This is a genomic window from Stenotrophomonas sp. YJH_SMC_53 (assembly GCF_059369995.1).
Window position 1 is genome coordinate 134,812 of the sequence record NZ_JCAFTF010000010.1, and the last position, 25,699, is coordinate 160,510.

General features: G+C 68.3%; 20 protein-coding genes. 6 read left to right on the top strand and 14 right to left on the bottom strand.

Annotated elements, in window-relative coordinates; all coding sequences use genetic code 11:
• Window positions 1-44: 44 nt before the first annotated feature.
• Together AC5P7X_RS16200 and AC5P7X_RS16205 are read left to right on the top strand one after the other, a co-directional pair.
• On the top strand, window positions 45-1,460 hold the full coding sequence (locus tag AC5P7X_RS16200; protein WP_206619820.1) for an XVIPCD domain-containing protein: 1,416 nt from the start codon (window positions 45-47) through the stop codon (window positions 1,458-1,460).
• A gap of 3 nt (window positions 1,461-1,463) precedes the next feature.
• Window positions 1,464-2,276, top strand: coding sequence for a hypothetical protein (locus AC5P7X_RS16205; RefSeq protein WP_053497991.1), 813 nt, complete (start codon window positions 1,464-1,466; stop codon window positions 2,274-2,276).
• Here the strand turns inward: AC5P7X_RS16205 and AC5P7X_RS16210 are convergent.
• Complete coding sequence (locus AC5P7X_RS16210) at window positions 2,235-3,332, bottom strand: serine hydrolase domain-containing protein (RefSeq protein ID WP_005421041.1); 1,098 nt, start codon at window positions 3,330-3,332, stop codon at window positions 2,235-2,237. The two genes, AC5P7X_RS16205 and AC5P7X_RS16210, sit on opposite strands and share 42 nt — an antisense overlap.
• A gap of 188 nt (window positions 3,333-3,520) precedes the next feature.
• Between AC5P7X_RS16210 and AC5P7X_RS16215 the strand changes: the two genes are divergently transcribed.
• On the top strand, window positions 3,521-3,907 hold the full coding sequence (locus AC5P7X_RS16215; RefSeq protein WP_005421039.1) for a BlaI/MecI/CopY family transcriptional regulator: 387 nt from the start codon (window positions 3,521-3,523) through the stop codon (window positions 3,905-3,907).
• Between the two features lie 3 nt (window positions 3,908-3,910).
• Complete coding sequence (locus AC5P7X_RS16220; RefSeq protein ID WP_329842722.1) at window positions 3,911-5,902, top strand: M56 family metallopeptidase; 1,992 nt, start codon at window positions 3,911-3,913, stop codon at window positions 5,900-5,902.
• A gap of 40 nt (window positions 5,903-5,942) precedes the next feature.
• Here AC5P7X_RS16220 and AC5P7X_RS16225 read toward each other — a convergent pair whose 3' ends face one another.
• From AC5P7X_RS16225 to AC5P7X_RS16240, 4 genes are all read right to left on the bottom strand, one after another.
• Window positions 5,943-6,257 carry an I78 family peptidase inhibitor gene (locus tag AC5P7X_RS16225; protein ID WP_171958004.1) on the bottom strand — a complete coding sequence of 105 codons (315 nt, stop codon included), beginning with the start codon at window positions 6,255-6,257 and terminating at the stop codon, window positions 5,943-5,945.
• An 80-nt stretch (window positions 6,258-6,337) separates the two neighbouring features.
• A complete protein-coding gene (locus tag AC5P7X_RS16230) occupies window positions 6,338-7,366 on the bottom strand; it encodes a ribonuclease H-like domain-containing protein (protein WP_329842721.1) in 1,029 nt (342 codons plus the stop codon).
• Window positions 7,363-9,852 carry a DEAD/DEAH box helicase gene (locus tag AC5P7X_RS16235; protein ID WP_188239590.1) on the bottom strand — a complete coding sequence of 830 codons (2,490 nt, stop codon included), beginning with the start codon at window positions 9,850-9,852 and terminating at the stop codon, window positions 7,363-7,365. The genes AC5P7X_RS16230 and AC5P7X_RS16235 overlap by 4 nt, the downstream gene beginning before the upstream one ends.
• A 97-nt stretch (window positions 9,853-9,949) precedes the next feature.
• The gene (locus AC5P7X_RS16240) at window positions 9,950-11,191 is read right to left on the bottom strand and encodes a hypothetical protein (RefSeq protein WP_495215148.1); all 1,242 of its coding nucleotides are present in this window, start codon (window positions 11,189-11,191) and stop codon (window positions 9,950-9,952) included.
• Between the two features lie 97 nt (window positions 11,192-11,288).
• Here AC5P7X_RS16240 and AC5P7X_RS16245 point away from each other — a divergent pair, with 97 nt between their 5' ends.
• Together AC5P7X_RS16245 and AC5P7X_RS16250 are read left to right on the top strand one after the other, a co-directional pair.
• Window positions 11,289-11,807: a hypothetical protein gene (locus AC5P7X_RS16245; RefSeq protein WP_061479909.1), complete on the top strand. Its 519-nt coding sequence runs from the start codon at window positions 11,289-11,291 to the stop codon at window positions 11,805-11,807.
• Between the two features lie 40 nt (window positions 11,808-11,847).
• Window positions 11,848-12,522, top strand: a complete 675-nt coding sequence (locus AC5P7X_RS16250) for a hypothetical protein (RefSeq protein WP_329842718.1) — start codon at window positions 11,848-11,850, stop codon at window positions 12,520-12,522.
• Window positions 12,523-12,632: 110 nt separating this feature from the next.
• Here AC5P7X_RS16250 and AC5P7X_RS16255 read toward each other — a convergent pair whose 3' ends face one another.
• The 9 genes from AC5P7X_RS16255 to AC5P7X_RS16295 are packed head-to-tail and all read right to left on the bottom strand — an operon-like array spanning window position 12,633 to window position 24,984.
• Window positions 12,633-14,441 (bottom strand): amino acid adenylation domain-containing protein, encoded by a 1,809-nt coding sequence (locus tag AC5P7X_RS16255; RefSeq protein WP_329842717.1) that lies wholly within the window; start codon window positions 14,439-14,441, stop codon window positions 12,633-12,635.
• Window positions 14,438-16,606 (bottom strand): hypothetical protein, encoded by a 2,169-nt coding sequence (locus AC5P7X_RS16260; RefSeq protein WP_495215150.1) that lies wholly within the window; start codon window positions 16,604-16,606, stop codon window positions 14,438-14,440. The genes AC5P7X_RS16255 and AC5P7X_RS16260 overlap by 4 nt, the downstream gene beginning before the upstream one ends.
• Entirely contained in the window at window positions 16,603-17,724 is a 1,122-nt protein-coding gene (locus tag AC5P7X_RS16265) for a BatA domain-containing protein (RefSeq protein ID WP_495215152.1), read from the bottom strand. Before AC5P7X_RS16265 ends, AC5P7X_RS16260 begins: the two co-directional genes overlap by 4 nt.
• A complete protein-coding gene (locus AC5P7X_RS16270; RefSeq protein WP_372484991.1) occupies window positions 17,721-18,617 on the bottom strand; it encodes a DUF58 domain-containing protein in 897 nt (298 codons plus the stop codon). Before AC5P7X_RS16270 ends, AC5P7X_RS16265 begins: the two co-directional genes overlap by 4 nt.
• A 7-nt stretch (window positions 18,618-18,624) precedes the next feature.
• Window positions 18,625-19,608 (bottom strand): AAA family ATPase, encoded by a 984-nt coding sequence (locus AC5P7X_RS16275; RefSeq protein WP_053497969.1) that lies wholly within the window; start codon window positions 19,606-19,608, stop codon window positions 18,625-18,627.
• A 16-nt stretch (window positions 19,609-19,624) separates the two neighbouring features.
• Window positions 19,625-20,332: a DUF4159 domain-containing protein gene (locus AC5P7X_RS16280; RefSeq protein ID WP_005421001.1), complete on the bottom strand. Its 708-nt coding sequence runs from the start codon at window positions 20,330-20,332 to the stop codon at window positions 19,625-19,627.
• Window positions 20,332-21,666, bottom strand: coding sequence for a TldD/PmbA family protein (locus AC5P7X_RS16285; RefSeq protein WP_329842706.1), 1,335 nt, complete (start codon window positions 21,664-21,666; stop codon window positions 20,332-20,334). Before AC5P7X_RS16285 ends, AC5P7X_RS16280 begins: the two co-directional genes overlap by 1 nt.
• 21 nt (window positions 21,667-21,687) lie before the next feature.
• Entirely contained in the window at window positions 21,688-23,322 is a 1,635-nt protein-coding gene (locus AC5P7X_RS16290) for a TldD/PmbA family protein (RefSeq protein ID WP_329842705.1), read from the bottom strand.
• Window positions 23,323-23,352: 30 nt separating this feature from the next.
• On the bottom strand, window positions 23,353-24,984 hold the full coding sequence (locus AC5P7X_RS16295) for a TldD/PmbA family protein (RefSeq protein ID WP_329842704.1): 1,632 nt from the start codon (window positions 24,982-24,984) through the stop codon (window positions 23,353-23,355).
• Window positions 24,985-25,699: the final 715 nt, after the last annotated feature.

Genomic DNA, 25,699 nt, shown 5'->3' on the forward strand with positions numbered 1-25,699 from the left:
TTGGGGTAGGCTGATCCTGTACCGACCATGTTCAAGGACCGACCATGCCCGAAATGGATATCAATGCCGCAGCCAACGAGGTCGTCGCCCTGCTGCGGCGGAACGATGCGCGTGCTGCCGCCACCCGCCTCCAGGCCCTGCACGACGGCCAGAGCGCAGTGGTGCAGGAATCGCTGGATCGCTATATCTCGGCGCGTGCGGCCGCCGAGCTTGAGGGCCTGCGCCGGAACGGGGGCGTGGCCGCAGCCGATGCAGCTACGGTGAATCCGATGCTGGATCGCTTGGGCGAGGCGACGCGCCCGCCGCGGATGCCCGATGCTGCCGAGACAGCGGGATTGAGCCAGGCCCAGCAGTACGACGTTTATGGCAGCATCGTGGCCCAGCGCGGCAACATCGCAGCGAACGATGCAATGGCAACCCAGGACCGCGTGGTGCTGGGGTTGCGCGATGAGAACCGCACGACCGAGGCGCGCGGACGTGGGGTCTACGATGACCGCATCGTGGTGCTGTGGAAGGATGCGCAGGGCCGCGGCCATGTGCGCGAGTTCAACCAGGCCACGACCGAGCCGACCGCCCAGTACGACGGCCATGCCAAGACCGCGCCGCGCAGCCCGGGCTTTGGCAATGTGGCGCCGCGTACCAAGACCGAGGGTGAGGACGTCAACGGCGACCGGGTCAAGGATCTGGGGCGCCTGGGCGAGGGCACCACCGAGATGCGCGCGACCACCCATCCGCGCAATGGCCATCCCGATGAGTTCGCGCTGCGTCCTTCGCAGGACGCGATCACTGCGGGCGCCGGACGGGTGGAGCGCGACAGCAATGGCGATGGCTGGTTCGATGCGCGTGATACCCAGGGCGTGCAGGACCTCAACGACACCTTCAAGATCCATCGTGGCAGCCGGTCCAACACCGATTCGGCCGGTTGCCAGACCATCGGTGGCGGCGAGTATGACGACTTCGTGTCGACGGTGCGCGGCACGCCTGGGCAGAACCGCTGGCAGTACGTGCTGACCTCGGTTGCACCCGGCCAGACGCGCGAATTGGGGCAGGACGTGCCGCTCGCGGCCAACGAGGACCCCCGTCAGCCGCAGCATCGCGATCATGCCCTGCAGCAGCAGATCAGTACGCGCCTGCAGGCCCTGGGCGGACGCTACGCCGAGCATGCCGAGGACTACAGCCTGGTGATGCTGCGCGAAGCGAAGGCCGCGGGCATCACCCGGGTCGACCAGATCGTGGCCAGCAATCCCAGCGCCGGCCGTGCGGCGGGCGAGACACTGTTCCTGGTGCAGGGCAGCCCGGGCGATCCTGCGGCGCTGCGCGCAGGGGTCAATGCGGCCGAGGTGCGCGAGACCGCAGTGGAATCCAGCCTGCGCCAGCTGCAGCAGCAATCGCGCGAACAGGCTGCACCTGTGCCCGCGCCGGCACAGCAGCAGGAAGCGCCGGCGATGGGAGGGCGTTGATCGATGATCCGATCGCAGCTGACGCCGAGCGTTCCATTGATGCTGCTGCTGGCCTGCAGCGCCTGCGCGCCCGCTGGAGAGCGCGTCGCGCCGGTGGCGCCCACTGCCAGCTCGGCCGCGAAACCGGAGACCCCGCCTGCGCAGACCCTTCCCACGGATCGCGGACTGCCCGCATTGCCCAAGGCTTCCGGCAGCGTCCATCCCGGCGGCCGCTACGCTACGTTGCCCGAACCTGCCAGGCAGGTGCTGGCGCAGTTGAAGTGCAACGTGGAGAGCGCCAGCAAGGTGCAGGTGCTCTCCATTCCCGCGCAGGATGGCCAGCAGGATTTCATGGTTACTGATCGCAGCGGGCCGCGTTTCCGCTATTGGATGCGGTCGTTCTCCGGCAGTGGCGGTATCACCGGCTATCTGGTGCAGCTGCAGGGCTGCCCGGCAACCACCACGGGCATGCGCGCCTACATCGCACAGGGAGCCGCACCGCTGCAGGATGTCACCGCATCCATCCTGGCGCAGGCCGGGTTGCCCGATGCGGCGACCATGACGGCCTACGAGGACAAGGGCGCGGGCGATCTGTTCGCCTTCATCGGCGTGCTGGACAAAGTGCCCGTGCTGCGTTGGGTGGCCGAAGCCGACCCCGAACAGCCACTGACCGCCGATGCACGCAGCTTCGACCATGGCAATGCCATGCACGGCGGTTTCCTGCGCTGGAACCAGGATCACTTTGAAGTGTCCAGGACCGTGCCGGCCGGGTTATGGCCCTGCGATGACAGCCCGCTATTGCCGTGCCAGGGCGACCCGTTCGTGACCGGGCGTTGAGGCATCGCGCGCATAGAAATCGGCAATGCGTGGAATGAACTGCTGTGGATTGGCACCGACAAGATTGGTCAGTACCACCACCGCCACGCCGCGCTCGGGATAGACCACGAAGGCCGAGCGCGCACCGCCGATACCGGCCACCTGAAGGTCGGGCGATGCGTGCAACACCGGCCAGCCACCCGCCCACGGGCCGGCACGGCCATCCGCCAGGCGCTCTACGCTCCACATCCGCCGCAGGGCCGTCTCCGGCAGCAGGCGGCCTTCGGTCAGCGCGACCAGCCAGCGCGCGGTGTCGTCGGCGGTGGTGAGGATGCCGCCACCCGCCCACAGCGAAGGCGGTATGTCGTAGAACCAATGCGACAGGCGGGACGGCGCATCTACATCGTCGGTGGCACGCGGGGCCAGGCTGTACATCGTCGCAGCATCCGGAATCAGGTCGTAGCTGTCGCCGAAGGTGGTGCGGGCCATCCGCGCGCTGCTGAACTGGCCGGTGGCGAGGAAACGTTCGTAGGGCATGCCGGATTGCTGCGCGATGATCCGCGCCAGCAATACGTAGTTGGTCTGGTTGTAGGCGAAGCGCTGCCCAGGCGCCGCTTCCAGCGGTCGAGCTGTCACCGCCGCCCATGCCTGTGCTTCGGAACCTCCGCCCAGCAGCCCGTTCGCATCAAGGATGTCCGGAAGGCCGGAGGTATGCGCCAGCAGCTGGTGTACGCGTACGTCTCTCCACGCTGGCGGAAGATCACCCAGATATCGCGAGGCCGGCGCGTCCAGATCCAGCTGCCCTTGCTGAGCCAGCTGCGCGGCAGCCACGCCGGTAAACGCCTTGGTGGCCGAATTGAGCGGGAAGCGGGTGTCCCGCGAGGCAAGCACGCCGTTCTCGACGTTGGCCAGGCCGTAGGCTTCGGAGAGCACGATCTGCCCGTCCTTGACCACCGCGACCTGCAGCCCGGGGATGCGCTGCTCCAGCATGATCTGGCGGATCAGGCGGCGGGTCTGGTCGTTGGCCTGGTCCTGGCTGGCAGAGACGGCGGCGAAGGGCAGGGCACTGATGAGCATGAGCACGACTCGGAGCGTTGGGCGGAACATGCGGAATTCCAGCGGGCGTTGCGAATCGGATGCCGACAGCGCATCGAAGGTTTAAACGCTCGGTGCCCTACCGTTCGTCGGCCCGTGACTTCCGGGGGGTTGACTACAGCTGTCGTCAAGCTGACAGTGGCGACACGTGTAGTCAAGGGAGTGGTGTCATGCGCGGCAAGACCATCGGGGACCAGGAACTGGCCCTGCTGCAGTACATCGATGAACATGCGCCGGCCAGTGTCGGCGAGGTCGCCAGTGGCTACGGCGAGGCCCGCGGGCTGGCCCGCTCCACTGTGCTGACGATGATGGAGCGCCTGCGGGCGAAGGGGTATCTTCAGCGCCGGCAACAGGACGGTATCTACCGCTACCAGGCCACCCGCGGCCCGCAGAGCGTGCTGCAGGGCGCGGTGGCGCAGTTTGTCGACAACACCCTGCAGGGCTCGGTGTCGCCGTTCGTGGCCTATCTGTCGCAGCGGCAGAAGGTCAGCGACAACGAACTGGCCGAACTGGAAGCGCTGGTCGCCCAACTCCAATCGCGTCGCCACGAGGGCTGAGCCATGGACACCACGATGCTGATCCCGATGCTGGAACGGCTGGGCTGGACCAGCCTGCAGACCGTGCTGCTGGTAGCCCTGGTATATGGCGTGTGCCGCGCGCTGCCGTCACTGTCGGCGGCGACCCGCTGCCGCCTGTGGTGGCTGGTATCGCTGCAGGCCGTGCTTGGCCTGTTCTGGAGCCAGCCGCTGCAGCTGGCCTGGCTGCCCGCACCGCAGGTGGTGGCGATGACCGCAACCGATGCGGCTGCCGACGTGGTCTATCCGCTGGCCCCGGAAGCCTCGGCGCAGCTGCTGGCGACGATACCGATGCCTGCAGCAGACACGCCAGCAGTGGCGTGGTGGGTCATCGCACTGGCCGGCCTGTGGATGTCCGGCGTGCTGTTGACGGCCCTGCGCACCTTCGGTGAGTGGCGTCGCTGTCGCGCGCTGCTGGCAGCGGCCTATCCCTGCGAGGACCAGGCGTTGGTGCAGGCCCTGCAGTTGGCTTCCGATGCACATGGTGTGCGGCCTGCGCCGCGGTTGTGGATGAGCACGCAGGTGGACGCACCGCAGCTGGTCGGTCCGTTCCGCCCGGTGCTGCTGTTGCCGGCGGGCGAGAACGCCCTGCAGGGCGACGCGCTCGACCTGGCCCTGACCCACGAACTGCAGCACCTGCAGCGGCGGGACCTGCAGTGGGGCCTGCTGCCTGCGCTGGCCCAGCACCTGTTCTTCTTCCATCCGCTGTTGCGCCTGTCGGTGCGTGAATATGCACAAGCGCGCGAAGAAGCGGTGGACGCAGCGGTGGTGGGCCAGCACGCTGCCAGCCGCCAGGCCTATGGCCGTCTGTTGCTGCAGCTGGGGGTGGCACCGCAGCCGCACCTGGGCGTGGCCAGTGCCGCACCGGATGCCACCAGCCTCAAGCGTCGCCTGCTCTCGTTGCAGCCACGCCGTGCCTGCCCCCGCATCCTGGCGATGGCGTTGACGGCGGCCGTGGTACTGGTGGGTGTGGCGCCGATGCGGCTGGTCGCTGCGCCGGTACCGCCGGCACCGCCCGCGCCACCGGCGGCACCCAAGGTCGTGGCGCCACCACCGCCGAAGGCTCCCAAGGCTCCGGCCGCACCGCCATCCGCCGCGGGCGTGCCGGCGGCCCCGGCCGCGCCTGCAGCACCGGCCGCGCCGGCCGAACCCGCTGACGCGACCGGGCCCGACGATGCCGATGTGGCCGATGTCGGCGACGCCACGGGCATGGCCGAAGACGATGAAGGCACGACGTCGGCCGCCACCTCCATCACCACCTACGGTCGCCTGGACCTGGGCAGGTCGCCCCGGGAGGCCTTCGTTCTGGTTGATGGTGATTCGACCTTCGCCAACGGCGGCATGGACGACGTGACGGTGGCCCGCAGGCAGCTCGGCAAGGGCCCGGCGTTGTGGTTCCGCCAGGGTGACAAGCGCTACGTGGTGCGTGACCCGATGCTGATCCAGAGCCTGCAGCGTGCCTACAGCGGTGCCGTAGAGCTGGGCCGCCAGCAGAGCGAACTGGGCCGCCAGCAAAGCGTGCTGGGTCGCCAGCAGGGCGAACTCGGCAGGCAGCTGGGTGAAATGGGCCGCCTGCAGGGCGAGCAATCGCGCCGCATCGCACTGATCGCCGCCGAGGCCGCGCGCAGTGCGATGGCCGCGCATGACATCAACCGCGAGGCAGCGGCGGAAGCGGCAAAGGCGGCGCGGGGCGCGACCTACGATGTGGCCGTTGCCCGCGAGGCGGCACGTGAGGCCGCCGCACAGGCACGTCGTGCGATGCAGGACGTGGACAACGAAACCGCGCGCGCCAGCGACACCCGCGAGATGCAGCGCCTGGCCAGCCAGCAGTCTGAACTGGCCAGCCGCCAGGCAGCGCTGGGCAGCCAGCAGGCCGCGTTGGGCGAGCGCCAGGCACGCGTGCATGCCCAGGCGTCGCAACAGGCGCAGCAGGTGATCGCGCGCGCCCTGGCCAGTGGCAAGGCCGAGCGACTCTGATCGGTAGTGCCGGCCAGCGGCCGGCACTACCCTGGGGCGATCAACCGCAGCTGGCGCGCTCGATCCGGTTCTGCGCATCCACCTGCACCGTCACGCGGTCCTGGCGGAAGTCCATGGTCACCGCCATGCCCGGCTTGACCACCCGTGCACCGCGCGCGCCGCTGGCGGCCACCAGCTTCTTGATGGTGGCTTCGTCAGCCGTCTTGCCGGTGAAGGCCTCGAGCGCCTCCGGCCTGCATTCGTGCGCGGCGTCGGCCACGGGCGCCGGCGTGGGATCGGGGGCGGTGCTGCCGCCGGCGTGACTGCAGGCGGCCAGTGGCAGAATGGCAAGCAGGGCAAGCGGATTGAGGCGCATCGTCGGGCTCCAGGCGTGGATGGTGGTGGCAGTGTCACCGCTGCCACCGTCAGGGCATGTCAACGCGGCCCCGTGTGTCATTACCGCCCGACCAGCGCCAGTGTCTCGCGCTCGCGCTGTTCCTCGCGCACCAGCCGCTGCAGCAGCAGGGCCAGGGTCACCACGTCCTGGTGGTTGTGGTCGGCCACCCGGCGCAGGTTCACCGCATCGCCGCCGCGCAGGAAGCGCAGCCATGCACCGGGTGCTTCCGAGCCGGGCAGGTCGTCCTCGCGCACCACGCGCAGCAGCTGGCGTTCGATGGTGGACAGCTTGCAGTTCCCCCAGCTGCCGCGATAGCGACGGCGCGTGGGGTAGAGCAGGTCGACATGGTCCAGTGCGGTGATCGGGTCCGGCTGCCGGGCCAGCCGGTAGCGCGCCTTCAGCAGCGGCGCATCGTAGCTGCGGCCGTTGTAGCTGCAGAACACGGTGGACGGTTGCAGCCAGCGGGCAAAGGTGGCCAGCATCGCGTCCTCGGCGGCCATGGTGGCCATCAGCAACTGGCGGATGCGCAGGCCCTCGCCACGCTGCGGGCACACATGCCAATCGGCCGCGCCGATCATGAAGGCACGGGTGCCGGTGCCGCCGGCCAGGCCGGTGGTCTCGGTGTCGAAGAACAGCAGATCGCGTGCAGCCACGTGCTGGTCTTCGCGCTTGGCGAAGGCCAGCGACAGCGGGGCAGTTGGGATCGGCTGAGGTTGCAGCGATTCGATCAGGAACAGACCCGGCGCGATTTCCTCGCCCGGCAGCTGGCGATCCTGTGCGCTGGCACGTGCCGGCGTGGCGCCGCTCCGCGAGCGCATGCCGAGCAGGCGATGCAGGCTGCCCACTTCCGGCCGCCGCAGTTGGGCCGGTGTGTGTGCCGATGTGGCAGCCGCAGCACCTGTGGGCTTGTGGCGTATCTCCTGCTCGACCCAGGCGAACACCGAACGCTCGGCCGGTGGTTGCTGCGCATCGTTGGCGGCCGGTGGTGCCGGTGGCGCAGGGGCAACGTCCGACGCCGCCGGCGTGGCCGCTTTAGGGTCGCCGGCCTGCTTCCGCAGCAGGCGCAGCTTGTCCAGGCTCAGGCTCACGGTGCCAGCAGCTCCATCGGGTCGCGTGCGGACGCCACCACGTCGGGCACGTGCCGGCAGGCCTCGGCGTCGAACAGGTCGAGCACGCGCAATGCCAGCGCGCGTGGCGAGGTTTCATCCTCTTCCTGTGCAGCCAGCACCGGGCCCACGCAGGCCGGGCAGCCGGCCTTGCAGTCGCAGCGTTGCACCAGTTCACGCGCGCGCTGCACCAGCTCCGCCTGACGCTGCCACAACGGCTCGCTGAGGCCAACGCCACCGGGGAAGTTGTCATACAGATACACAGTGGGCACGAATTCCTGCAGCAGTTCGACCACGCCAGGATCACCCTCGCTGCCGCGCAACTGGCCACGGCCGCTCTGGTCGGCGATCGCAAACCAGGAACCATCGCCGTTGCCGACCGACTTCTGCAGGTCGCGCGCATCGGCCATCACCGCCACGGTGGCGACGATGTGCAGCGCATACGCCGCACCGAGGAAGCCATCGAGCGCATCCTGCCTGCTGGCGAAGGCGCGCAGCAGCAGTGCCTGCGGCAGCTGCCACCACACTGCGGTGGTGTGCAGTTCCTGGTCGGGCAGGTTCACCGGACCGTAGCCGATGTTTTCATGGGTGTAGTAGCGGATCTTCTTGTAGCCGGCCACGCGCCGCACCACGTGCACTTCGCCATGGTGCGAATCACCGCGCCCGGCCACGCCACCATCGAAGCGGTCCAGCACCTTGAGCTTGGTGAAGTCGATGCTGTCGGTGTAGTAATCCACATGCGTGCGGGTGACGTAGGCCTTGCGGCCCTCCCAGTCGAGCGTCTCCACCTGGTAGGGCGTGGACTGCACCATGTGGATGGCGCCTTCATACAGCGTGAGCGCAGCGGCGGAGTAATCGACCTCGGCGATGATCTGCTGGCGGCCGTCGCTGCGGTCGACCACCACGAAGTTGCCATCGGCCACCGCACGCAGGCTGACCGCGTTGGCCGGATAACTGTCGGCGATCCATTCCCAGCGCTCGCCTTCGCGGTGGATGACTTCGGTTTCGGCCAGCGCTTCCAGGAACACTTCCGGGTCGATCGGGCCGAAGCCATCGCCGACCCGGAACGGCAGTTCAAAGGCCGCGCAGCGAATGTGGTCGAACAGGATCAGCGGCTGGTCTGGCGCAATGCGCGCATGTTCGGGCGAGGCTTCGGCGAAGAAGTCCGGGTGCCGCACCACGTACTGGTCCAGCGGCTGCGAACTGGCCACCATCACACCGAGTGCGGGTTGCTGGCGGCGACCGGCACGGCCGAAACGCTGCCAGGTGGCGGCCACGCTGCCGGGGTAGCCATTGAGGATGACCACGTCCAGGCTGCCGATGTCCACGCCCAGTTCTAGCGCCGAGGTGCTGACGATGCCATCGATGTTGCCGGCGCGCATCGCACGCTCGGTCTCGCGGCGTTCGGTCGGCAGATAACCGCCGCGGTAGGCGCGGATGCGGGGCGGCTTGCGCGGGTCGTGGTCGAAGATGTCCTTCAGGTACTTGGTCAGCACCTCGACCATCAACCGGGTCTGCGCGAACACCAGGGTCTTCAGCCCGGACTTGATCGCGATGCGGGCGATGCGGTTGCTCTGCGAGCGCGCCGAGGCACGCAGGCCCAGGTCGGGGTTGATCACCGGCGGGTTCCACAGCAGCACCTGCTTCGGCCCGGTGGGCGCACCGGATTCAGTGATGGCAGTCACCGGGGCCTCGATCAGCGCTTCCGCATGCGCCTGCGGGTTGCCGATGGTGGCCGAGCACAGGATGAACTGCGGTTGCACGCCGTAGAACGCGCAGATGCGCTTGAGCCGGCGCAGCACGTTGGTGACGTGGCTGCCGAACACGCCGCGATAGGTGTGCACCTCGTCGATGACGATGTAGCGCAGGTTCTCGAAGAACTGTGCCCACTTGGTGTGATGCGGCAGGATGGCCTGGTGCAGCATGTCCGGGTTGGACACCACGATGTCGCCATGCAGGCGGATCGCCTGCCGCGCATCGCCGGGGGTGTCGCCGTCGAAGGTGAAGGCCTTGACGCCGAGATCGCCGGCACGATTGAGTTCCAGCAGCTCGGCCACCTGGTCCTGGGCCAGTGCCTTGGTCGGGAACAGGTACAGCGCCTTGGCCTTGTCCTGCATGGCCGCGCTGACCACCGGCAGGGTGTAGCACAGCGACTTGCCGCTGGCGGTGGGGGTGACGATGGCCACGTGCTCGCCGCGCTGGCTGGCCTCCCAGGCTTCGGCCTGGTGGCTGTAGAGCTGCTCGATGCCGCGTGCCTTCAGTGCAGCGGCCAGCGCCGGTGGTACCGAGTCGGGAACGGGCGCGTAGCGGCCTTCACGGCCGGGAATGGCGAAGCTGCCGGTGATGCGGTCCTGGTAGCGGCGCTGCAGGCGCGCGCTGAGCAGGGCGCCGTCGCGGGCGGGCAGGCCATCGCGGGTGGCGAGCTTCTGCTCGGCATCGGCGGTGCGCTTGGCGAGTTCGTAGGCCATGGAAGAGGGAGGGAGCCGGGACGGATTGCGAGGGGTCACATGGCACCACATCCGTGTCTCAGGATGTGAGACACCAGCATGGGAACGAGTGAACCGTTCAGTGCCACGGGGCGGGACGCTGCGCGATGTCCGCGTCAAGCGCGCGGCGGCGGAGCAGGAACTGCACGGTGCAGACCACGATCTGCACCGCGTGCCAGCCCGATGCCAGCACTGCGAGCACCCCCCAGCCATAGGCAGCCGCCCATGCAGGATCCGGACGGAGCGGTGGCATTCCGCCAGTGCCGAACACCAGCACGCACAGGAGCAGGCCCAGCCAGGCCAGATGCCACGACCCTCCTGTGGGCGGATAGCGCCGTCGGTCGCTGGCGAGGCACCATGCTGTCCCTGCGCCCAACACCCATCCATCACAGGCACGCACCTCCAGCACCATTGAGCGCCCGCGGGAGAATGCCGCAGCGTGCTCCCATTCCGCTGGAAGCTGCACACGCCGGTCATTGCCGAGCAACCACACCCGGGATGTCTGGGCAGTGCGTTGGTAGGCGCGCAGGCGTCCGCGAACCTGCAGCACGCGCTGAGCTGTCGCGGGGCTGTTGCGGCGAGGGAGTGCCAGCCAGGCCGCCAGCCCGGCGATGGCGAGCAACGGCATGGCCAGCAGCCCTGGGGCGCCAGCGGCGGCCCACAACGCCAGTGCGGCAATCACCAGCGGGGAAACGCGCAGGCCGGGTCCCCGTCGCATCGAAACTTCTTCGGGGGTCTCCAGGCGCTCGCCACAGACGCGGCTGGTGGCCGCATCCGGCCGTGCAGCAGCGATAGTGAAGCCATTGAGACGCACCACCATGGCCACGTTCTCACCCAGTACGACTTCAGCTTCATTGTCTTCCGAGACGTAGGGCCATGCCTGTCTTGGCACCAGCACGGGAATGCCACCCAGAAAGCCGTCACCGATCGGGAAGCTGTTCCGCCACGTCCCACCGGCGAAGGCGCCATGCAGCCGCTTCACCTGGTCGTCGTGGTCGCAGCCGGTCAACGCGCGCACTGGTGCCAGTGCCCTGTGTTCGTCCGCGTCCAGCGTCCGCAGCGTGCTGCCCCGGCGCAGCGAGGCGATGCCGGCGCGGACACGTGACGTCCATTCGACTGCGCCCGCGATGACCATCAGGCACACGACCGCCAGACCAACCAGTACTGCTGCGCGCGACATCAGCAGGCGACCTGCCGGCGCGGCAGGCGTGTGGAGGGAGCTGTCATCAGCGTGGGTCTTGACGGGAAACCCGCAGGATGCCGTCCCCATCCCACGGGGGGAATGAAGCTCATTGCAAACTTCAGTGTCCGGGCCGCGCAACGATGATGCGCGACACAGCCTGAATGCCCCCGCCGATGCCAACGAAATCTGAAGCCGGCATCCGTATGCTTGGGCGCTGGACGCAACCAAAGGGTGGATGGCTGTGGCACGACGTGGAACGCAGGGAGCACTCCTGGCCGGCATGCTGCTGACCGGCATCGTACAGGCGCAACAGGCTGCGCCGGTGGCGGTGCCCGATCCTGCACCCGTTCCCCCTGAAGATGCGCCGCCTGCCCCCACCGCACCGATCTCCACCACCTTGCCGCAGGACAACGTCACCACCCTCGGCGAAGTGCGTGCGCTCAAGCCCGATGACGAGCCGCTGGACCTGTACCGCTTCAAGAACCCGGTGAAGTTCGGCGATAACCGTTTCAGCCGCGACTGGAGCGAACCGCCATCGCCGGAGCAGGTCAGCATGGGCGGTGGCTACATCATGATGGGCGTGGTCAAGGGTGTGCTGGCGGCAGCCAAAGGCATCAACAAACTCACCGGCGGTCCCGACCAGATCCAGGCGGCCGTGGCGCGGCCACCGCCAGAGCTCAGTGCCGAACAGCAGCAGCGCGCGCTGCGGTTCTCACAGGAGCAGGATGCCGGCGACACAGCGCCAGTGAAGTAGGCCGGTATATCCTGCGGGCTCCCCCACCGGTAATGCTGTCATGTCTCTGCGTTCATTCTGCCTGCTGGCCGCGTTGCTGCCGGCCTCCGTGTTCGCGTCCGATATCGCCGATGGCGGCGCCTGCCGCAATGGCGCGTTCCCCTCCCAACAGAGCCGGTTCGCGCTGGCGCGGGTGGTCGATGCACCGCGTCTGTACCTGCTCGGCGACATGGAGGGCTGCCCCGCCAAGGGCGAACCGGCCTGCCGCCAGCGCAGCTATGTGGTCAACGGCGATACGGTGGTGACCGGTCGCGACCTGGGCCGTTACCGCTGCGCGTTCTTCCCCAACAAGGTGGGCGGCAGCGCCGGCTGGGTCGACCGCAGCAAGCTGCAGCCGTTGCCGGTGGCCGTGCCCACGCTGCAGGACTGGACGGGCCACTGGAAAGATGGCGACAACGGCCTGCGCATCACCGTGCAGGGTGGGCAACTGCACGTGGATGGCGACGCTTACTGGCCCTCCGCCAACCCCACGCCGGAACAGCGCCCGTATGGGCCGAACCTGGGCCAGGTGGAAGCGCGTGCCACACCGCAGGGTGCCGATGTCGAGTTCGCCGAGGATACGTGCCGGGTGCGTGTGCACTCGCTGGGTGAGGTGCTGATCGTGGCCGACAACAGCGAATGCGGTGGCATGAACGTGCGCTTCAATGGTGTGTATCGGCGCGCGGGGAAACGTTGAAGGACGCATGAGGGTGGGGCTGGTAGATCCACGCCATGCGTGGATGCCGTTCGCGATCCGATCGGTGGGGTCAGAACCCTTTCGCTGGCGAAAGGGTTCTGACCCCAGGATCAGCGCCGTCGCTCCAGCCACCACAGCAGCGATGCGCACAGCACGAACGCCAGCCACCACGGCCAGCGCGATCCCGGCACGGGTTGCATCAGCGACGCGGTTGCCGGGGAGCTGCCCGCCAGCGCCTGCGTGGTTGCATCGATCATTGCCTGCTGATGCAGCGCGGGCGCGTCCTTCGGGTCGAATGCATAGCGCCAGAGGGCAGCGTCGCCGTGCTGCAGGCGCTGCCAGCCCGCCTCGCGCGGCCACCAGCCCGCGCAGTGCAGGTCTGACGTCGCGCCATCGACGATCAGCGGCGTGCCTTCGCCGCGTGCGTTGAAGGCCTGCAGCGGCGCCTGCACGCCGCATAGCGCCTGCCGTTCGCCCGCCCAGCTGATCGGCTGTGGCGACCACAACGCCTCAGCGCTGCCCTGCGCCCGCGCCAGCGTGGCAACCACGCCGCTCCACAGTTCGCCGTGGCGGTCATCGCGGCCGGCAAGTACCCAGCGCCAGCTGTCGGTGATGGGCAGCAGGCCGATGCGGCCTTTGCCGGTAGCGCGCCAGCCACCGACAGCCTTGCCGGTGCGATCGTGCAGCAGCGCGGTGCTGCCAGGTACCTGCAGCGCCAGTGCTTCCAGTGTGGGCAGCGCGGCGTCGTGCGAACTGCGGTCTGCCTCTTCGCCGTAGCCGGTCGGCAGCGTACCCGCGGCGAGCGGGCCACGTCGTGCGGCGAGGACCGCGCTCTCGCCGTCGCCGGGAAGTTCGAGGACCTGGCTGCTGCCATCACCCCGCAGCGGCAGGCCCAGGTCGTGCAGGCGTTGGCGCGCGCTGGCCGAAGGGGCGCCCGCACTGCGTACCAGCACGCCCAGTCCTTCGCGCAGCGCCTGCCGCACAGCGGCCAGCTGGGCGGCATTCAATGCCGCCAGGCTGCGCTCGTCCAGCAGCAGCAGATCGCTGCGCGCCAGCGACGCCGCGTCCAGCGGCAAGGCCCCGTCGCCAACGCTCAGGCCGGCACCGGTATCGGCCTGCACCTGCACGCGGATGCCGGCATCGGCTGCCCAGCGGCGCAGGTACTTCAGTTCGGGGCCCGGCGCGCTGGCACGCACCTGCAGGCGCAACGGCGCCGCCGGCAGGGTCTGCTGCGGCACCGGTGCGCTGTCCACCACATGGCCGTCGGCATCGAGCAGGCGCAGCTGGAATACGCTGCGGCCTTCGGCGCGGGTGATGCCACTCAACTGAACGTGGCCGTCTTCGGCAACATCCGCGCGATCGACCAAGCTGCCGGCCGGGTCGAGCAGTTCCGCCTTTGCCCTGGCAACGCCACGCGCCTGTGCCTGTACCTCGAAGCGTGCGCCGGGCGCGGCGTCGGCCGGTGGCTGCAAGGCGACCCAGCCGCGCGGCGTCGCTGTCGGCTGCCAACGTACGTCGCGTGGCAGTACTGCGTCGCGGTCACGCGCGACCAGGCCGGCACCAACCAGCGTCAGCGTGGAGGCCGGATGCTGCCGCAGCGCGGTGGCCAGGTCGGGTACGCGCTTTGCGCCGGGCACATCGGCAGCTTCTGGCAACAGCCACAGCGGACCTTCGCTGGCCGGGAACGCGCCGGCCCTGCTGGCATCGATTCCGAGCACAACCAGCCCGCCTGCGGGTTGCTGGCGGGTGGGCGGCACCAGGCAGAAATACAGCAGCGTGGCGACGATGACCTGCAGCCCGATCACCTCCCAGCGGCGGCCACGGTGCGTGGTGTTGTTGCGCGACTGGCGAACGCTGGCGATCGCCACGATCACAGCGAGTGCCAGGGCGATCCACAGGTTCAGGCCGGAGGGGTTCATGGCTGCGCCTCCAGCGCGTCCAGGTAGCGCTGGCCCATCGCATCGGCGGCGCCGCGCCGCATCGCCTGCGGCAGTGGACGCTGCAGCGCCCGCCACAACTGAGCGCGCAGGCGCTGGCGGCAGTCGCGGCAACCGGGCTCGATGCGCAGCTGCTCGATGGCGGCAGCCAGATCCAGCGCATCGGGCAGGTAGGCGGCATTGCGCTGCTGCCAGGCAGCGAGTGCATCGAGGTCGGGCACGCTGGTGTCATCACCGAGGCGCTGCCAGGCTTCAACGATGGCCCGGTCGGGCGGGGTTCGGGCGGCCAACGGCAGTTCACGACTGGCCAGTCCGGTGCGATCACCGCCGAGGCGACGGCCTTCATCGATCGGTGGCAGCTCTGGCCCGACCCGCGCCAGATAGATGCGTTCGGCCTGCTGCACCTGCTTGATGAAACCCAGCGCCTTGTAGGCAAACGGCAACGCCTGCTCTGGCCGGCCCTGGCGCAGCTCGCCTTCGGCCGACCACATCTGGTCCAGCGCGGCCTTCAGCGTGGCCCGGGTCTGCGGGTCGAGCAGGGTCGCGGCCTCGGCATGGTCATGGGTGTGGCCGTATTCGGAGAGCACATCGGTGGCGCTGCCGAACACCGGTGGCGAATCGGCATTGGACACCTTGCCGCCGTGATCGTGGCCATGCTCATCGTGTGCCCCGGCCTCGGTGCCATGGTCGTGCTCGTGCTCGTCGTCGTGGCTGCCTGCAGCTGGCGCATCGCTGGTGGGCAGGTCGCTGGTCGGCGGCGGCTTCGGTGCGCCTTCGCTTTCCTCACCCAGGAACTGGCCGTAGCGCAGGCGCAGGATGCGCTGGTCGACACCGATCGCATCGCTGCGCTTCACGAAGTCCTCGGCAGCGAGGCTGCGTCGCTGCCGGATCAGCGCTTCGGCATCGATGATGATCTGCCGCTGGCTGCGGAAGTAGGCCGGCAGCGTCTTCTTGATGCGGCCTTCCAGTTCGGCACCGAGTGCAACCTCGGCGCTGGGCAGGCGCAGGATCACGCTGCTGCTGCGCCCGGCCTGCGGTGTTGGCGCGTGGTTGTCGCGTACTTCCAGCTGGGCGATGACATCGCTGCCGGGCTGCGCGCCCAGCGCAGCCAGGTCGAGGGTGTACGCGAAACGCCGTGCAGTCGCTTTGCCGCTGCCGGTGAGGCCGACACTGCGGCGAACGAAGGTGATGTTCTCGCCGCTGCCCCGGGTAATGGTGATCGACAGCGTTGCCTGCGTGGCCACGGCGTAGTCATCGCTGGCTTCGAAGCGCAACGACCACTGGCGTTGCCCGGGCGTGCCCAGCACCAGGGTCGCGGCGGGCTCCAGCACGCGCACGCTGGGCGCACGATCAGCGACCACATCCAGGCGATGCAGGTGGGTTTGGGCCAGTGCAGGTTCGCTCACCACGCGGTACAGCACAGGCACGCGCGCCACATCCTGCGCCAGCCACTGCCCATCCTGCTCGCTCAGCGGCAGCCGGCGGCCGTCGTGGAACTGCAGCCATGCCTTGTCCGGCGCGCGATCGAAGCGCAACGACCACGACAGCCGGCTGTCCGCGGCGACCTTGGCATCCAACGCGTTCTGGGTGCGCGTGGCCTGGCCGGTATAGGCCGGTGCGTCGATCCGCAGGCGGGTGGACTGAAGGTGCAGCGGGCCGGCGGCAGCCGTGCTGACAGGCGCCGATGTGCGGGCCGGCGCGGAGCCGGAGCCGGAACGTGGCCAGCCGAATGCCAGCGCAGTGATCGCCAGGCCTGCGACCCAGCTCAGGGCCAACGCCCTGCGCGGCCAGCGCGGACGCAGGTCCGGTGTCGCGCGCTCCAGCGTGGCCAGCACATGCGCGCGCTGGCGCTGCTGCAGCGGATTGAGCGTTGCCATATCGGCGAACAGCAGGTCGGCACTGTCCTCGCTGGCACCGTCGGCATCGAGCTGACGCTGCACCCACTGTGGGTCCAGCTGGCGAGCACGTGCCGTGGCGAGCGCTGCGCAGGCGAGCACGCTGACCGTGCCGACCACGCAGGCGATATCGAAGCCCGCCAGGCGCAGCGCCAGCGTCGTCGCGGCCAGCGCCCACGGCAGGCCCAGCAGCAGGGTAACGAGTGCACGGCGACGGCGTGCGCGTTGCCAGGCGTACTGCAGGGTGTTCATGCGGCCCCCCTGCGCCGGCGACTACTGGCCACCCAGCGCTCCAGCGCGAACAGCACCACGATGACCAGCAGCAACCACGTGGTTGGCTCACGCGCTGGGGGCGCTATGGCGGGCAGTGCGGCCCGGCGTGGTGCCTGGTCCTGTGCATCGCCGAGGCGCGGTGACGCTGGCGGTTGCAGGGCCAGCAGCAGGGCACGCGGCAACTGCGGGTCGCGCAGCGCAGCGTTGCCTGAGGCATCCCAGTCGCCGGGTAGTGACAGCAGGACGCCGTGGCCGATGCGCTGCTGCCACAGCAGTGGTGTGCCGTCGGCGTTGCGCAGCAGGATGCCGGCGCCGCGAGCAGGCTTGCCGGCGCTCACTGCACGACCGCCGTCGCGCAGCCACGCCTGCCAGCTCGCCGGCAGTGCATCGCTGCGGCTCCATACGCCGATCTCGCCGCGTTCGGGCAGGGCATCAACCGACAGAGGAGCGGGCGGCGCCTGCATGCCCCACGCGCGCTGCAGTGCGTTCACCCAGTGCTGGGCGGCGGCCGGCGCATCGCTGTGCACGCGCAGACGCGGCATCGTCGCGGCACTCGGTTGCGGAGTGGCCGGTATCGGTCGCGGCCGCCACTGCACTTCGCGCGACAGCTGCAGGCGGGCGCCATCCAGACCGGGCAGGGGATCGGGAACGTGCACGGTCAACGCGGTGCCGGCGGGCAACTGTGCATCCAGCTCACGCAACAGGCTGGGCAGCGATGCGCTGGATGCCGGCGGTGCCTGATCGATGCTGGGGAAGCCGGGCGCCAGCCAGTGCCAGTTGCCCGCTTCGGCGGTGCCGCGCAGTGCGGTCGCGTCCAGTCCGGGAGCCACTACCGTCCAGGCAGTGGGGACCGGGGCAGGGCCGACCAACGCAGGGCGCGCCAGCAGCATGGCCAATGCAGCCAGCAGCAACAGGCGCACCAGCAGCAACGGCCAGTCATCGAAACGGATGCGCTGGCGCGGGCGGATCTGTGCACGCAGCCAGAGCAGCGCGGCGAAATCCAGCGGCGTGTACGGATGGCGCCGGGCCAGATGGATCAGCAGCGGCAGCAACCACGCAGCGAGCGCGGCCAGGCCCAACGGGAACAGCAGGGTCATGCACCGCCCCCACGACCGAACAGCACCTGCAGTGGATGATCCAGCGGCTGGTCGAGCCAGCCAGTGGCACTGGCGATGCCGCTGGCCTGCAGGCGCGACTGCAATGCGTTGCGTGCGTCGGCGAAGCGCTGCAGGTAATCGGCGCGGATCGCCGCGCCATCGCCCAGCAGTTCCTCGCCCGTTTCCGGATCGCGGAAGCGATGGCCGGCGTCGAACGGGAAATCGCGCTCGTCGGCGGTGAGGATCTGCAGCAGTGCCACTTCACGGCGTGCGCTGGCCAGTTGCTCCAGCAGCACGATGCAGGCCGCGTCGAAGCCATCACCCATCGCCAGCAGCAGGTCGCCCGGACGCACACGCTCCCACAGCGGGCGCAGGCGATCGGCTACGGGCCAGCCGCCGCGCGCATGCAGGGCATGCAGTTGCAGATGCACGCGGTCACGCTGGCGTGCGCCGTTCGCTGCGGGCACCAACTGCAGTCCATCGCCATTGATCGCCAGCAGGCCGAAACGGTCGCCCTGCTGCAGCGCCAGTTCCACCACGCAGGCGGCCACGCCGCGCATGTGATCCAGGCGCGTGCGCTGCGGTGCCGCGCGATCGGCCTGGCCGGCCGAGGCGGTAGCATCGAGCAACAGCCAGACCGTGATCGGGCTTTCGCGTTCGGATTCGCGCACGAAGAAGCGGTCCGAACGCGCGTACAGCTTCCAGTCGATCTGGCGCAGCTCGTCGCCCGGTTCGTAGGCCCGGTACTGGGCGAACTCGAGGCCGGCACCGCGGCTGCGGCTGGCGTGCTGGCCGATGCCACTGGCGCCGCTGGCCAGGCGCGGCCGCAGCCGCAGCAGGCGCAGGCGCGCACGCAGTTCCGGAGGCAAGGTCAGCGGGGTACCGGCGTTCACGCGTGGCTCAACCCGGGAACGGCACGGCCTGCAGCAGGGCGGCGACCACGTCGTCGGCACGCTTCTGCTCGGCCTCGGCGGCGAACGACAGCAGCAGGCGATGGCGCATCACCGGTGCGGCCAGTGCCTGCACGTCCTCGCGGGTGGCGGCGAAGCGGCCCTGCAGCAGTGCGCGCGCTTTTGCCGCGAGCACCAGCGACTGGCCGGCGCGCGGACCGGCGCCCCACTTCACCCATTGGTTGATCGCCGCCGGGGCGCCTTCGCCTGGCCGGCTGGCGCGCACCAGGCGGGTGATCCAGGCCAGCACGTCGGGGCTGACATGCACCTGCCGCACAGCCGCCTGCAGGGCGATCACCGCCTCGGCATCCATCACTTTCGGCACCGCGTCGGTGGCACCGCCGGTGGTCTGTTCCAGGATCCGCCGCTCCTCGTCTTCGCTGGGGTAATCCACCAGCACGTGCAGCAGGAAGCGGTCCAGCTGTGCTTCTGGCAGCGGGTACGTGCCGGCCTGCTCGATCGGGTTCTGCGTGGCCAGCACGAAGAACGGCGCGGGCAGCGCGTAGGTGGTTCCGGCGTAGCTGACGGTGCGTTCCTGCATTGCCTCCAGCAGTGCGGCCTGGGTCTTGGGCGGGGTGCGGTTGAGTTCGTCGGCCAGCAGCAGGTGGGTGAAGATCGGGCCCTGCTGGAAGCGGAAATGGCGATGGCCGGTGCCATGGTCTTCCTCCAGCAGCTCGGTGCCGAGGATGTCACTGGGCATCAGGTCGGGGGTGAACTGCACGCGCCGGAACTGCAGTTCCAATGCCTGGCCGAGCGAGCGTACCAGCAGGGTCTTGCCGAGCCCGGGTGCACCCTCCAGCAGGCAGTGGCCGCCGGCCAGCAGGCCGATCAGCAGCTGCTCGACCACGGTGTGCTGGCCCACTACCGCGCGTGCGAGCGCGACGCGCAGTTCATCCAGGCGCGGCAGCAGGGAATCGAGGTCGGAGGAATTCATGGGCGTGCAGGTCCTGTCAATTGTTCAACGCGTACATCACGATGTTGACGCCAAAGCGGGTGTTGTCTTCGGCCAGGAAGCGCTTGTTGCGCCAGTCGTAGTCCCACTCGCAGCCATAGTCCTTGTTGCTGTAGAGCAGGCCCAGCCGACCATCGACCTCGATGCCCTTCAGGTAGTCGTGCACCAGGTCGTCGCCCCAGCCGTTGAGTTCGAAGCTGGTGGCAGGCGGACCGTCCGGGAAGCGAAAGAAACTGCGGTACAGCGCGTGGCTGTTGGGCAGTTTCTGCAATGCCTTCGGACCGAACAGGCGGCCCATCTGTGCCTCGAACGAGGTGGCGAACAGCCCGTCGATGTCATGGTTGCAGTCATCGACAAAGACGAAGCCGCCATTGCGCACGTAGCGCACGAAGTTCTGCCGTTCGGCGGCGTTGAACTCCACCAGCGTGTGCCCGGCCAGGTAGCAGAACGGCGCTTCCAGCATGCGCGGGTCGGCCAGGGCCACCACGTGTTCCTGCGGGTCCACGCGCAGCGATGTGTAGTCGATCAGCGAGGTGATCAGGTTGGATGGCATGCGCGCGTCCACGTCCCAGTCACCGGAGTCGTACTGCAGGCGGGTGAACCAGAAGTCGTAGCGCGAACTGCGCGGGCCTGCCTGTGCCCAGGCCGGCAGCGCCGCCGCCGAAGCGGCAGCGGCCAACCAGCGCAGGCAGGCCCGGCGATCCATCAGACCGCGTCGGACAGCGAGGTGAAGGTGAAATCGCGCAGCTTCATCGGCGGGATCATCATCACGTAGCTGGATTCATCACCGGCCACCCGCACCGGCTTGCCCAGCTCTTCGATGTTGTTGAGCATGATCACCGGCGACTCGTTGAAGCGGAAGTTCTTCACCGGATGCTTGATCTGGCCGTTCTCGATGTAGAAGGTGCCGTCGCGGGTCAGGCCGGTCAGCAGCACGGTCTGCGGATCGACCATGCGGATGTACCAGGTACGCGTGACCAGGATGCCCTTCTGGGTGCCGCGCACCAGCTCGGCGGTGCTCTTGTCGCCACCGCTCATCAGCAGGTTGCCCGGCGAGGCCTTGGCGGTCTTGCCCTGCTTCTGCGCCCAGAAGCGCGAGTAGTCCAGATTGGCGATCCTGCCGTTCTCGATGATGGCCATGCGTTCGCGCGGCAGCCCTTCGTTGTCCCACGGCAGCACCGGTGCATCCGGATGCCACGGGTCGGCGATCATGGTCACGCGCGGATCGTAGACCTGCTCGCCCAGCTTGTTGCCGCCGCCCTTCTTCGACAGGAAGCTGCGGCCTTCATCGGCCGAGCGTGCACTGAAGAAACTCATCATGAAGCTGATCAGGCCTGCCGCTGCGGCCGGCTCCAGGATGACCGTGTACTTGCCCGGTTCCAGTGCCTTGGCTTCGGCCGATTCGGTGGCCTTGCGCATGGCGATGCGGATGTCCTGGTCAGCCTTGAAGTCCGCCGCGTCCTTCAGGTTGCGGCCGACCCAGCCCGAACCGCGGCCATCTTCGGTGCGCACAGTGCAGGTGTAATCGAAGTTGGTGGTGCGCTGGTAAGCGAAGTTGCCGTTGCTGTTGGCGGTGGCCTGGAAGCCCTGGCCGTCCTCCAGGAAGCCGGCGGCGACCAGGCCGTGGCCGCGGCACGGGGCGATCGAATCGGCAGCAACCTTGGCACGGAAGGCTGGATCGATCGCGGCGGTGGATTCGCTGAAGGTCGGGCTGGCGCGGTAGCTCTGCTTGCCGATGGCCGGCATGAACTCCGGGTTCTCCGGGGCCAGGCGGGCCAGGTCTTCGGCACGGCGTACCACGCGTTCCAGCGCGGCGTCGTCGAACTCGTTGATCGAGGCAGTGCCGACGCGCTTGCCGAAGGCGACGGTGACCGCCAGCTCGGTGTTGTCGACGATGCCACTGGTGGAGACATTGTTCAGCGCGAAACGGATGTTGCCGCTGATCGCGCCGGCCAGCACGGCGGTGCACTCGTCGGCCTTGGACAGGGCGATGACCTTGTCGAGGATGGCCTTGGCCTGGGCTTCGGTGAAGATACTCATGGTGTAAGGGCTCCTGACCGGTCAGCCGAGGCTGCGTGCGGTGTTGATGACGTTGATGCCGTTGAAGCGCGCGGTCGACGAACCGTGCGAGACCGCCGAGACCTGTCCCGGCTGGCCCTTGCCGTCGAAGAACGAACCGCCCAGGCGGTAGTCACGCTCGTCGGCCACGGCGGTACAGGCGTTCCAGAACTCCGGCGTGCGGATCTGGTAGGCCACGTCTTCCAGCATGCGGGTGATCTGGCCGTTCTTGATCTCGTAGAACAGCTGGCCGCCGAACTGCGCGTTGTAGCGCTGCTGGTCGATCGAGAACGAACCGTCACCGATGATGTAGATGCCGTTCTCCACGTCCTTGATCAGGTCCTGCACGCTCAGCGGCTTCTTGCCCGGTGCCATCGACACGTTGGCCATGCGCTGGAACTGCACGCTGGACCACGAGTCGGCATAGCAGCAGCCGTCGGACTCGGTCTTGCCGAGGATGTGGGCCTGGTCGCGGATGGTCTGGTAGTCCACCAGCTTGCCGTTGCTGATCAGGTCCCAGCGCTTGCACTTCACGCCTTCGTCGTCGTATGCCACTGCGCCGAGGCTGCCCGGCTGGGTCTTGTCGGCGAAGATGTTGACCAGCTCGCTGCCATACTGGAAACGCTGTTCGCGCTTGTCCAGGGTGGCGAAGCTGGTGCCGGCGTAGTTGGCTTCGTAGCCGAGCACGCGGTCCAGTTCCAGCGGGTGGCCAATCGACTCGTGGATGGTCAGCCAGGTGTGCGACGGGTCGAGCACCAGGTCGTACTTGCCCGGCTTCACCGACGGTGCCTTCAGCTTTTCCTGCGCCTGCCGGGCGGCGGCGATGGCGTCTTCCTTCATGTCGTAGGAAGAACTGTAGTTGACCACGCCATTCGGGCTGACCACCTTGCCCGCGGCGGCGCCGTCCAGGTATTCGTAACCCAGGCCCATCGGCGAGGACAGGCCCGATCGGGTGCGGAACTTGCCGCTGCTCTTGTCGATGGCGGTGACCGTCATCGGCGCCCAGATGCGGTGCACGTCCTGGTCGATGTAGGAGCCATCGGTGGAGGCGAAGTACTTCTGCTCGTTGACCAGGAACAGCATCGAGTTGACGAAGCTGGCACCGGCGCCCATTGCGGCGGCGTTGACGTCCAGCAGCAGGCCGACCTTGTCCTTGATCGGCACCTCCATCGCATTCTTGCGGATCGGCGTGCGCCAGCTCACCTCACCCACGCCCGGTGCCTTGGCCAGCTGCACCGGTGCGGTCTGCACGCCGGCATTGGCCTTGGCGATCGCCGCCGCCTGCTGCGCGGCCCTGGCCACGTCGGCGGTACCCAGTGCGTTGGTGGCGGCGAAGCCCCAGGCGCCGTTGACGATCACGCGGATGCCGACGCCGGTGGACTCGGTGTTCACCACGTTCTGCACCTTGTCCTCGCGGGTGATCACGAACTGCCGCAGGTAGCGGCCGATGCGCACGTCGCAGTAGGTGGCACCGGCCTGGCGGGCGGCGGCCAGCGCCGCATCGGCCAGGCGCTTCTTCAGCCCCAGGTCCAGCGTGCTCTGCAGTTGCTCGGCGGCGATCACCTTGCCGAAGAAGGAGGGCACGATCAGCCCGCCCGCGGTAAGCCCGGTCAGGGCCAGGAAGTCACGTCTTTGCAAGGCTGCTCTCCATGTCGAAGGATGGGTGGCTCAAGCGCCGAGACTGCGCGCGGTGTTGATGATGTTGATGCCGTTGAAGCGGGTGGTGGACGAACCGTGCGAGACCGCCGAGACCTGGCCCGGCTGGCCCTTGCCGTCGAAGAACGAGCCGCCCAGGCGGAAGTCGCGTTCATCGCAGATGGCGGTGCAGGCACTCCAGAATTCCGGCGTGCGGATCTGGTAGGCCGCATCCTCGACCATGCCGGCGATCTTTCCGTCCTTGATCTGGTAGTACAGCTGGCCGCCGAACTGCGCGTTGTAGCGCTGCTGGTCGATCGAATACGAACCGCGGCCGTGGATGTAGATGCCGTTCTCCACGTCCTTGATCATGTCCGCGACGCTGAGCGGTTGCTTGCCCGGCGCCAGCGAGACATTGGCCATGCGCTGGAACTGCACGCTGGACCAGGAATCGGCATAGCTGCAGCCATGCGATGCATCGCGGCCGAGGATGTGGGCTTCATCGCGGGTGGCCTGGTAGTCGACCAGGATGCCGTCGCGCACCAGGTCCCAGCGCTGGGTCTTGACGCCCTCGTCGTCGTAGCCGACCGCACCGAGGCTGCCCGGCTGGGTCTTGTCGGCGAAGAAGGTGACGATGTCGCTGCCCCAGCGGAAACCGGCATCGCGCTTGTCCAGCGTGGCGAAGCTGGTTCCGGCGTAGTTGGCTTCGTAGCCGAGCACGCGGTCCAGCTCCAGCGGGTGGCCGACGTTCTCGTGGATGGTCAGGAACAGGTTGGACGGGTCCAGCACCAGGTCGTACTTGCCGGGCTTCACCGACGGCGCCTTCAGTTTCTCGCGCGCGTGGCGGGCGGCCGCAATGGCGTCCTCGACCGGGTCGTAGGAATCGCGGTAGGCGGTGATGCCACCGGGCAGCTGCACCTTGCCGCGCGCATCGCCATCGAGGAACTCATAGCCCATGCCCATCGGCGAGGACAGGCCGGCGCGGGTGCGGAACCTGCCGCTGGCCTTGTCGATGGCGGTGGCGGTGAACGGCAACCAGATGCGGTGGATGTCCTGGTCGATGAACGAGCCGTCGCTGGAGGCGAAGTACTTCTGCTCGTTGACCAGGAACAGGGTGGAGTTGATGTAGTCGGCGCCCGCATCCAGCGCAGCGGCATTGAGGGCCAGCAGCAGCTCGACCTTGTCCTGGATCGGCACCGCCATCGCGTTCCTGCGGATGGGCGTCTGCCAGCGCACTTCACCGACGGGCGGCGTGGGTGCCAGTTGCACCGGGCGGGTCTGGATGCTGGCGTTGGCGCGGGCGATCGCCGCAGCCTGCTCGACCGCTGCGCGCACGGCGGCCTCGGTCTGCTGATGGGTTGCAGCAAAGCCCCAGGCACCGTTGACGATCACCCGCACGCCCACGCCGGACGATTCTCGGTTGGTCACATTGCCGACCTGGTGCTCGCGGGTGATGACCGACTGGTTGAGGTAGCGGCCGATGCGCACATCGCAGTAGCTGGCCTTGGCCGTGCGTGCGGTGGCCAGCGCGACCTCGGCCAAGCGCCGGCGCTGGGCGGTATCGACCGGCGCCAGCAGCTGCTCGGCGGCGATGGCACGGGAATGCGGCAGCAGCAGGCCGGCCAGGCCCAGGCCGGAAAAAGCCAGGAACTCACGTCGTTGCACAGCGTTTCTCTCTCTCGCTTGCGTGCGGTCGGCAACGCGCCGGACCGATCACGTCAACTCCTTGACTTTCGCCAGCGCGGCGCAACCGGGCAAGTGACTGCAGTCATGGTTGGGTGGGTTTCGGCAGGGTTTGCAGCCCTGCACCTGCTTCAAGCCAGGGCAACGTCAACGTCAAAAGCGGGCATTCCGTGAGTGGGCGGGGCGGTGTCGGATTGCGGGGACGCCGTGAATCCGTCCATGGGGGCTCGGCAGCCGCATCCATGCGGCTGACACCCCGCAATCCGACACCGCCCCACCTCTGACAGATTCCTGCGGCTGTTGGTAGGTGTCGACCTTGGTCGACACGATTTTTCTGTCAGATATCGAAATGAATCCGGGGTCAGATCCGTTTTCCTGCGGAAAACGGATCTGACCCCAAGAGCCGTTCCAACAGACCGCAGGAAACTGTCGAAGGCGGGGTGGGTCCGGTGGCAGGGGTGTGAGCGGCATGGGCCCGAGGCATGCCGCGGGCGGGTTGGGCAGGACGCCCAACCCCGGTCTTGCCGTGTGCGCAGGACGGCGCACACGAGCAAGGCGCGGCCAAGCCCCCAAGGTGAAGTGACCCCCAGGAGTTGGACGCCAGATCCAACCTCCGAGGGATACATGAACAGATATGACGCGCGCTTCAAGCTGCAGGTTGCCAAAGAGGCCTGCAAGACCTCCACATCGATCAAAG

Excerpts from the sequence above, each read along its gene's own strand:
- AC5P7X_RS16285 (WP_329842706.1), bottom strand. The coding sequence starts at position 21,666 with ATGAGTATCTTCACCGAAGCCCAGGCCAAGGCCATCCTCGACAAGGTC.
- AC5P7X_RS16275 (WP_053497969.1), bottom strand. The coding sequence starts at position 19,608 with ATGAATTCCTCCGACCTCGATTCCCTGCTGCCGCGCCTGGATGAACTG.
- AC5P7X_RS16265 (WP_495215152.1), bottom strand. The coding sequence starts at position 17,724 with ATGACCCTGCTGTTCCCGTTGGGCCTGGCCGCGCTCGCTGCGTGGTTG.
- AC5P7X_RS16205 (WP_053497991.1), top strand. The coding sequence starts at position 1,464 with ATGATCCGATCGCAGCTGACGCCGAGCGTTCCATTGATGCTGCTGCTG.
- AC5P7X_RS16245 (WP_061479909.1), top strand. The coding sequence starts at position 11,289 with ATGGCTGTGGCACGACGTGGAACGCAGGGAGCACTCCTGGCCGGCATG.
- AC5P7X_RS16255 (WP_329842717.1), bottom strand. The coding sequence starts at position 14,441 with ATGAACCCCTCCGGCCTGAACCTGTGGATCGCCCTGGCACTCGCTGTG.
- AC5P7X_RS16260 (WP_495215150.1), bottom strand. The coding sequence starts at position 16,606 with ATGAACACCCTGCAGTACGCCTGGCAACGCGCACGCCGTCGCCGTGCA.
- AC5P7X_RS16250 (WP_329842718.1), top strand. The coding sequence starts at position 11,848 with ATGTCTCTGCGTTCATTCTGCCTGCTGGCCGCGTTGCTGCCGGCCTCC.
- AC5P7X_RS16220 (WP_329842722.1), top strand. The coding sequence starts at position 3,911 with ATGGACACCACGATGCTGATCCCGATGCTGGAACGGCTGGGCTGGACC.
- AC5P7X_RS16215 (WP_005421039.1), top strand. The coding sequence starts at position 3,521 with ATGCGCGGCAAGACCATCGGGGACCAGGAACTGGCCCTGCTGCAGTAC.
- AC5P7X_RS16235 (WP_188239590.1), bottom strand. The coding sequence starts at position 9,852 with ATGGCCTACGAACTCGCCAAGCGCACCGCCGATGCCGAGCAGAAGCTC.
- AC5P7X_RS16210 (WP_005421041.1), bottom strand. The coding sequence starts at position 3,332 with ATGCTCATCAGTGCCCTGCCCTTCGCCGCCGTCTCTGCCAGCCAGGAC.
- AC5P7X_RS16225 (WP_171958004.1), bottom strand. The coding sequence starts at position 6,257 with ATGCGCCTCAATCCGCTTGCCCTGCTTGCCATTCTGCCACTGGCCGCC.
- AC5P7X_RS16280 (WP_005421001.1), bottom strand. The coding sequence starts at position 20,332 with ATGGATCGCCGGGCCTGCCTGCGCTGGTTGGCCGCTGCCGCTTCGGCG.
- AC5P7X_RS16200 (WP_206619820.1), top strand. The coding sequence starts at position 45 with ATGCCCGAAATGGATATCAATGCCGCAGCCAACGAGGTCGTCGCCCTG.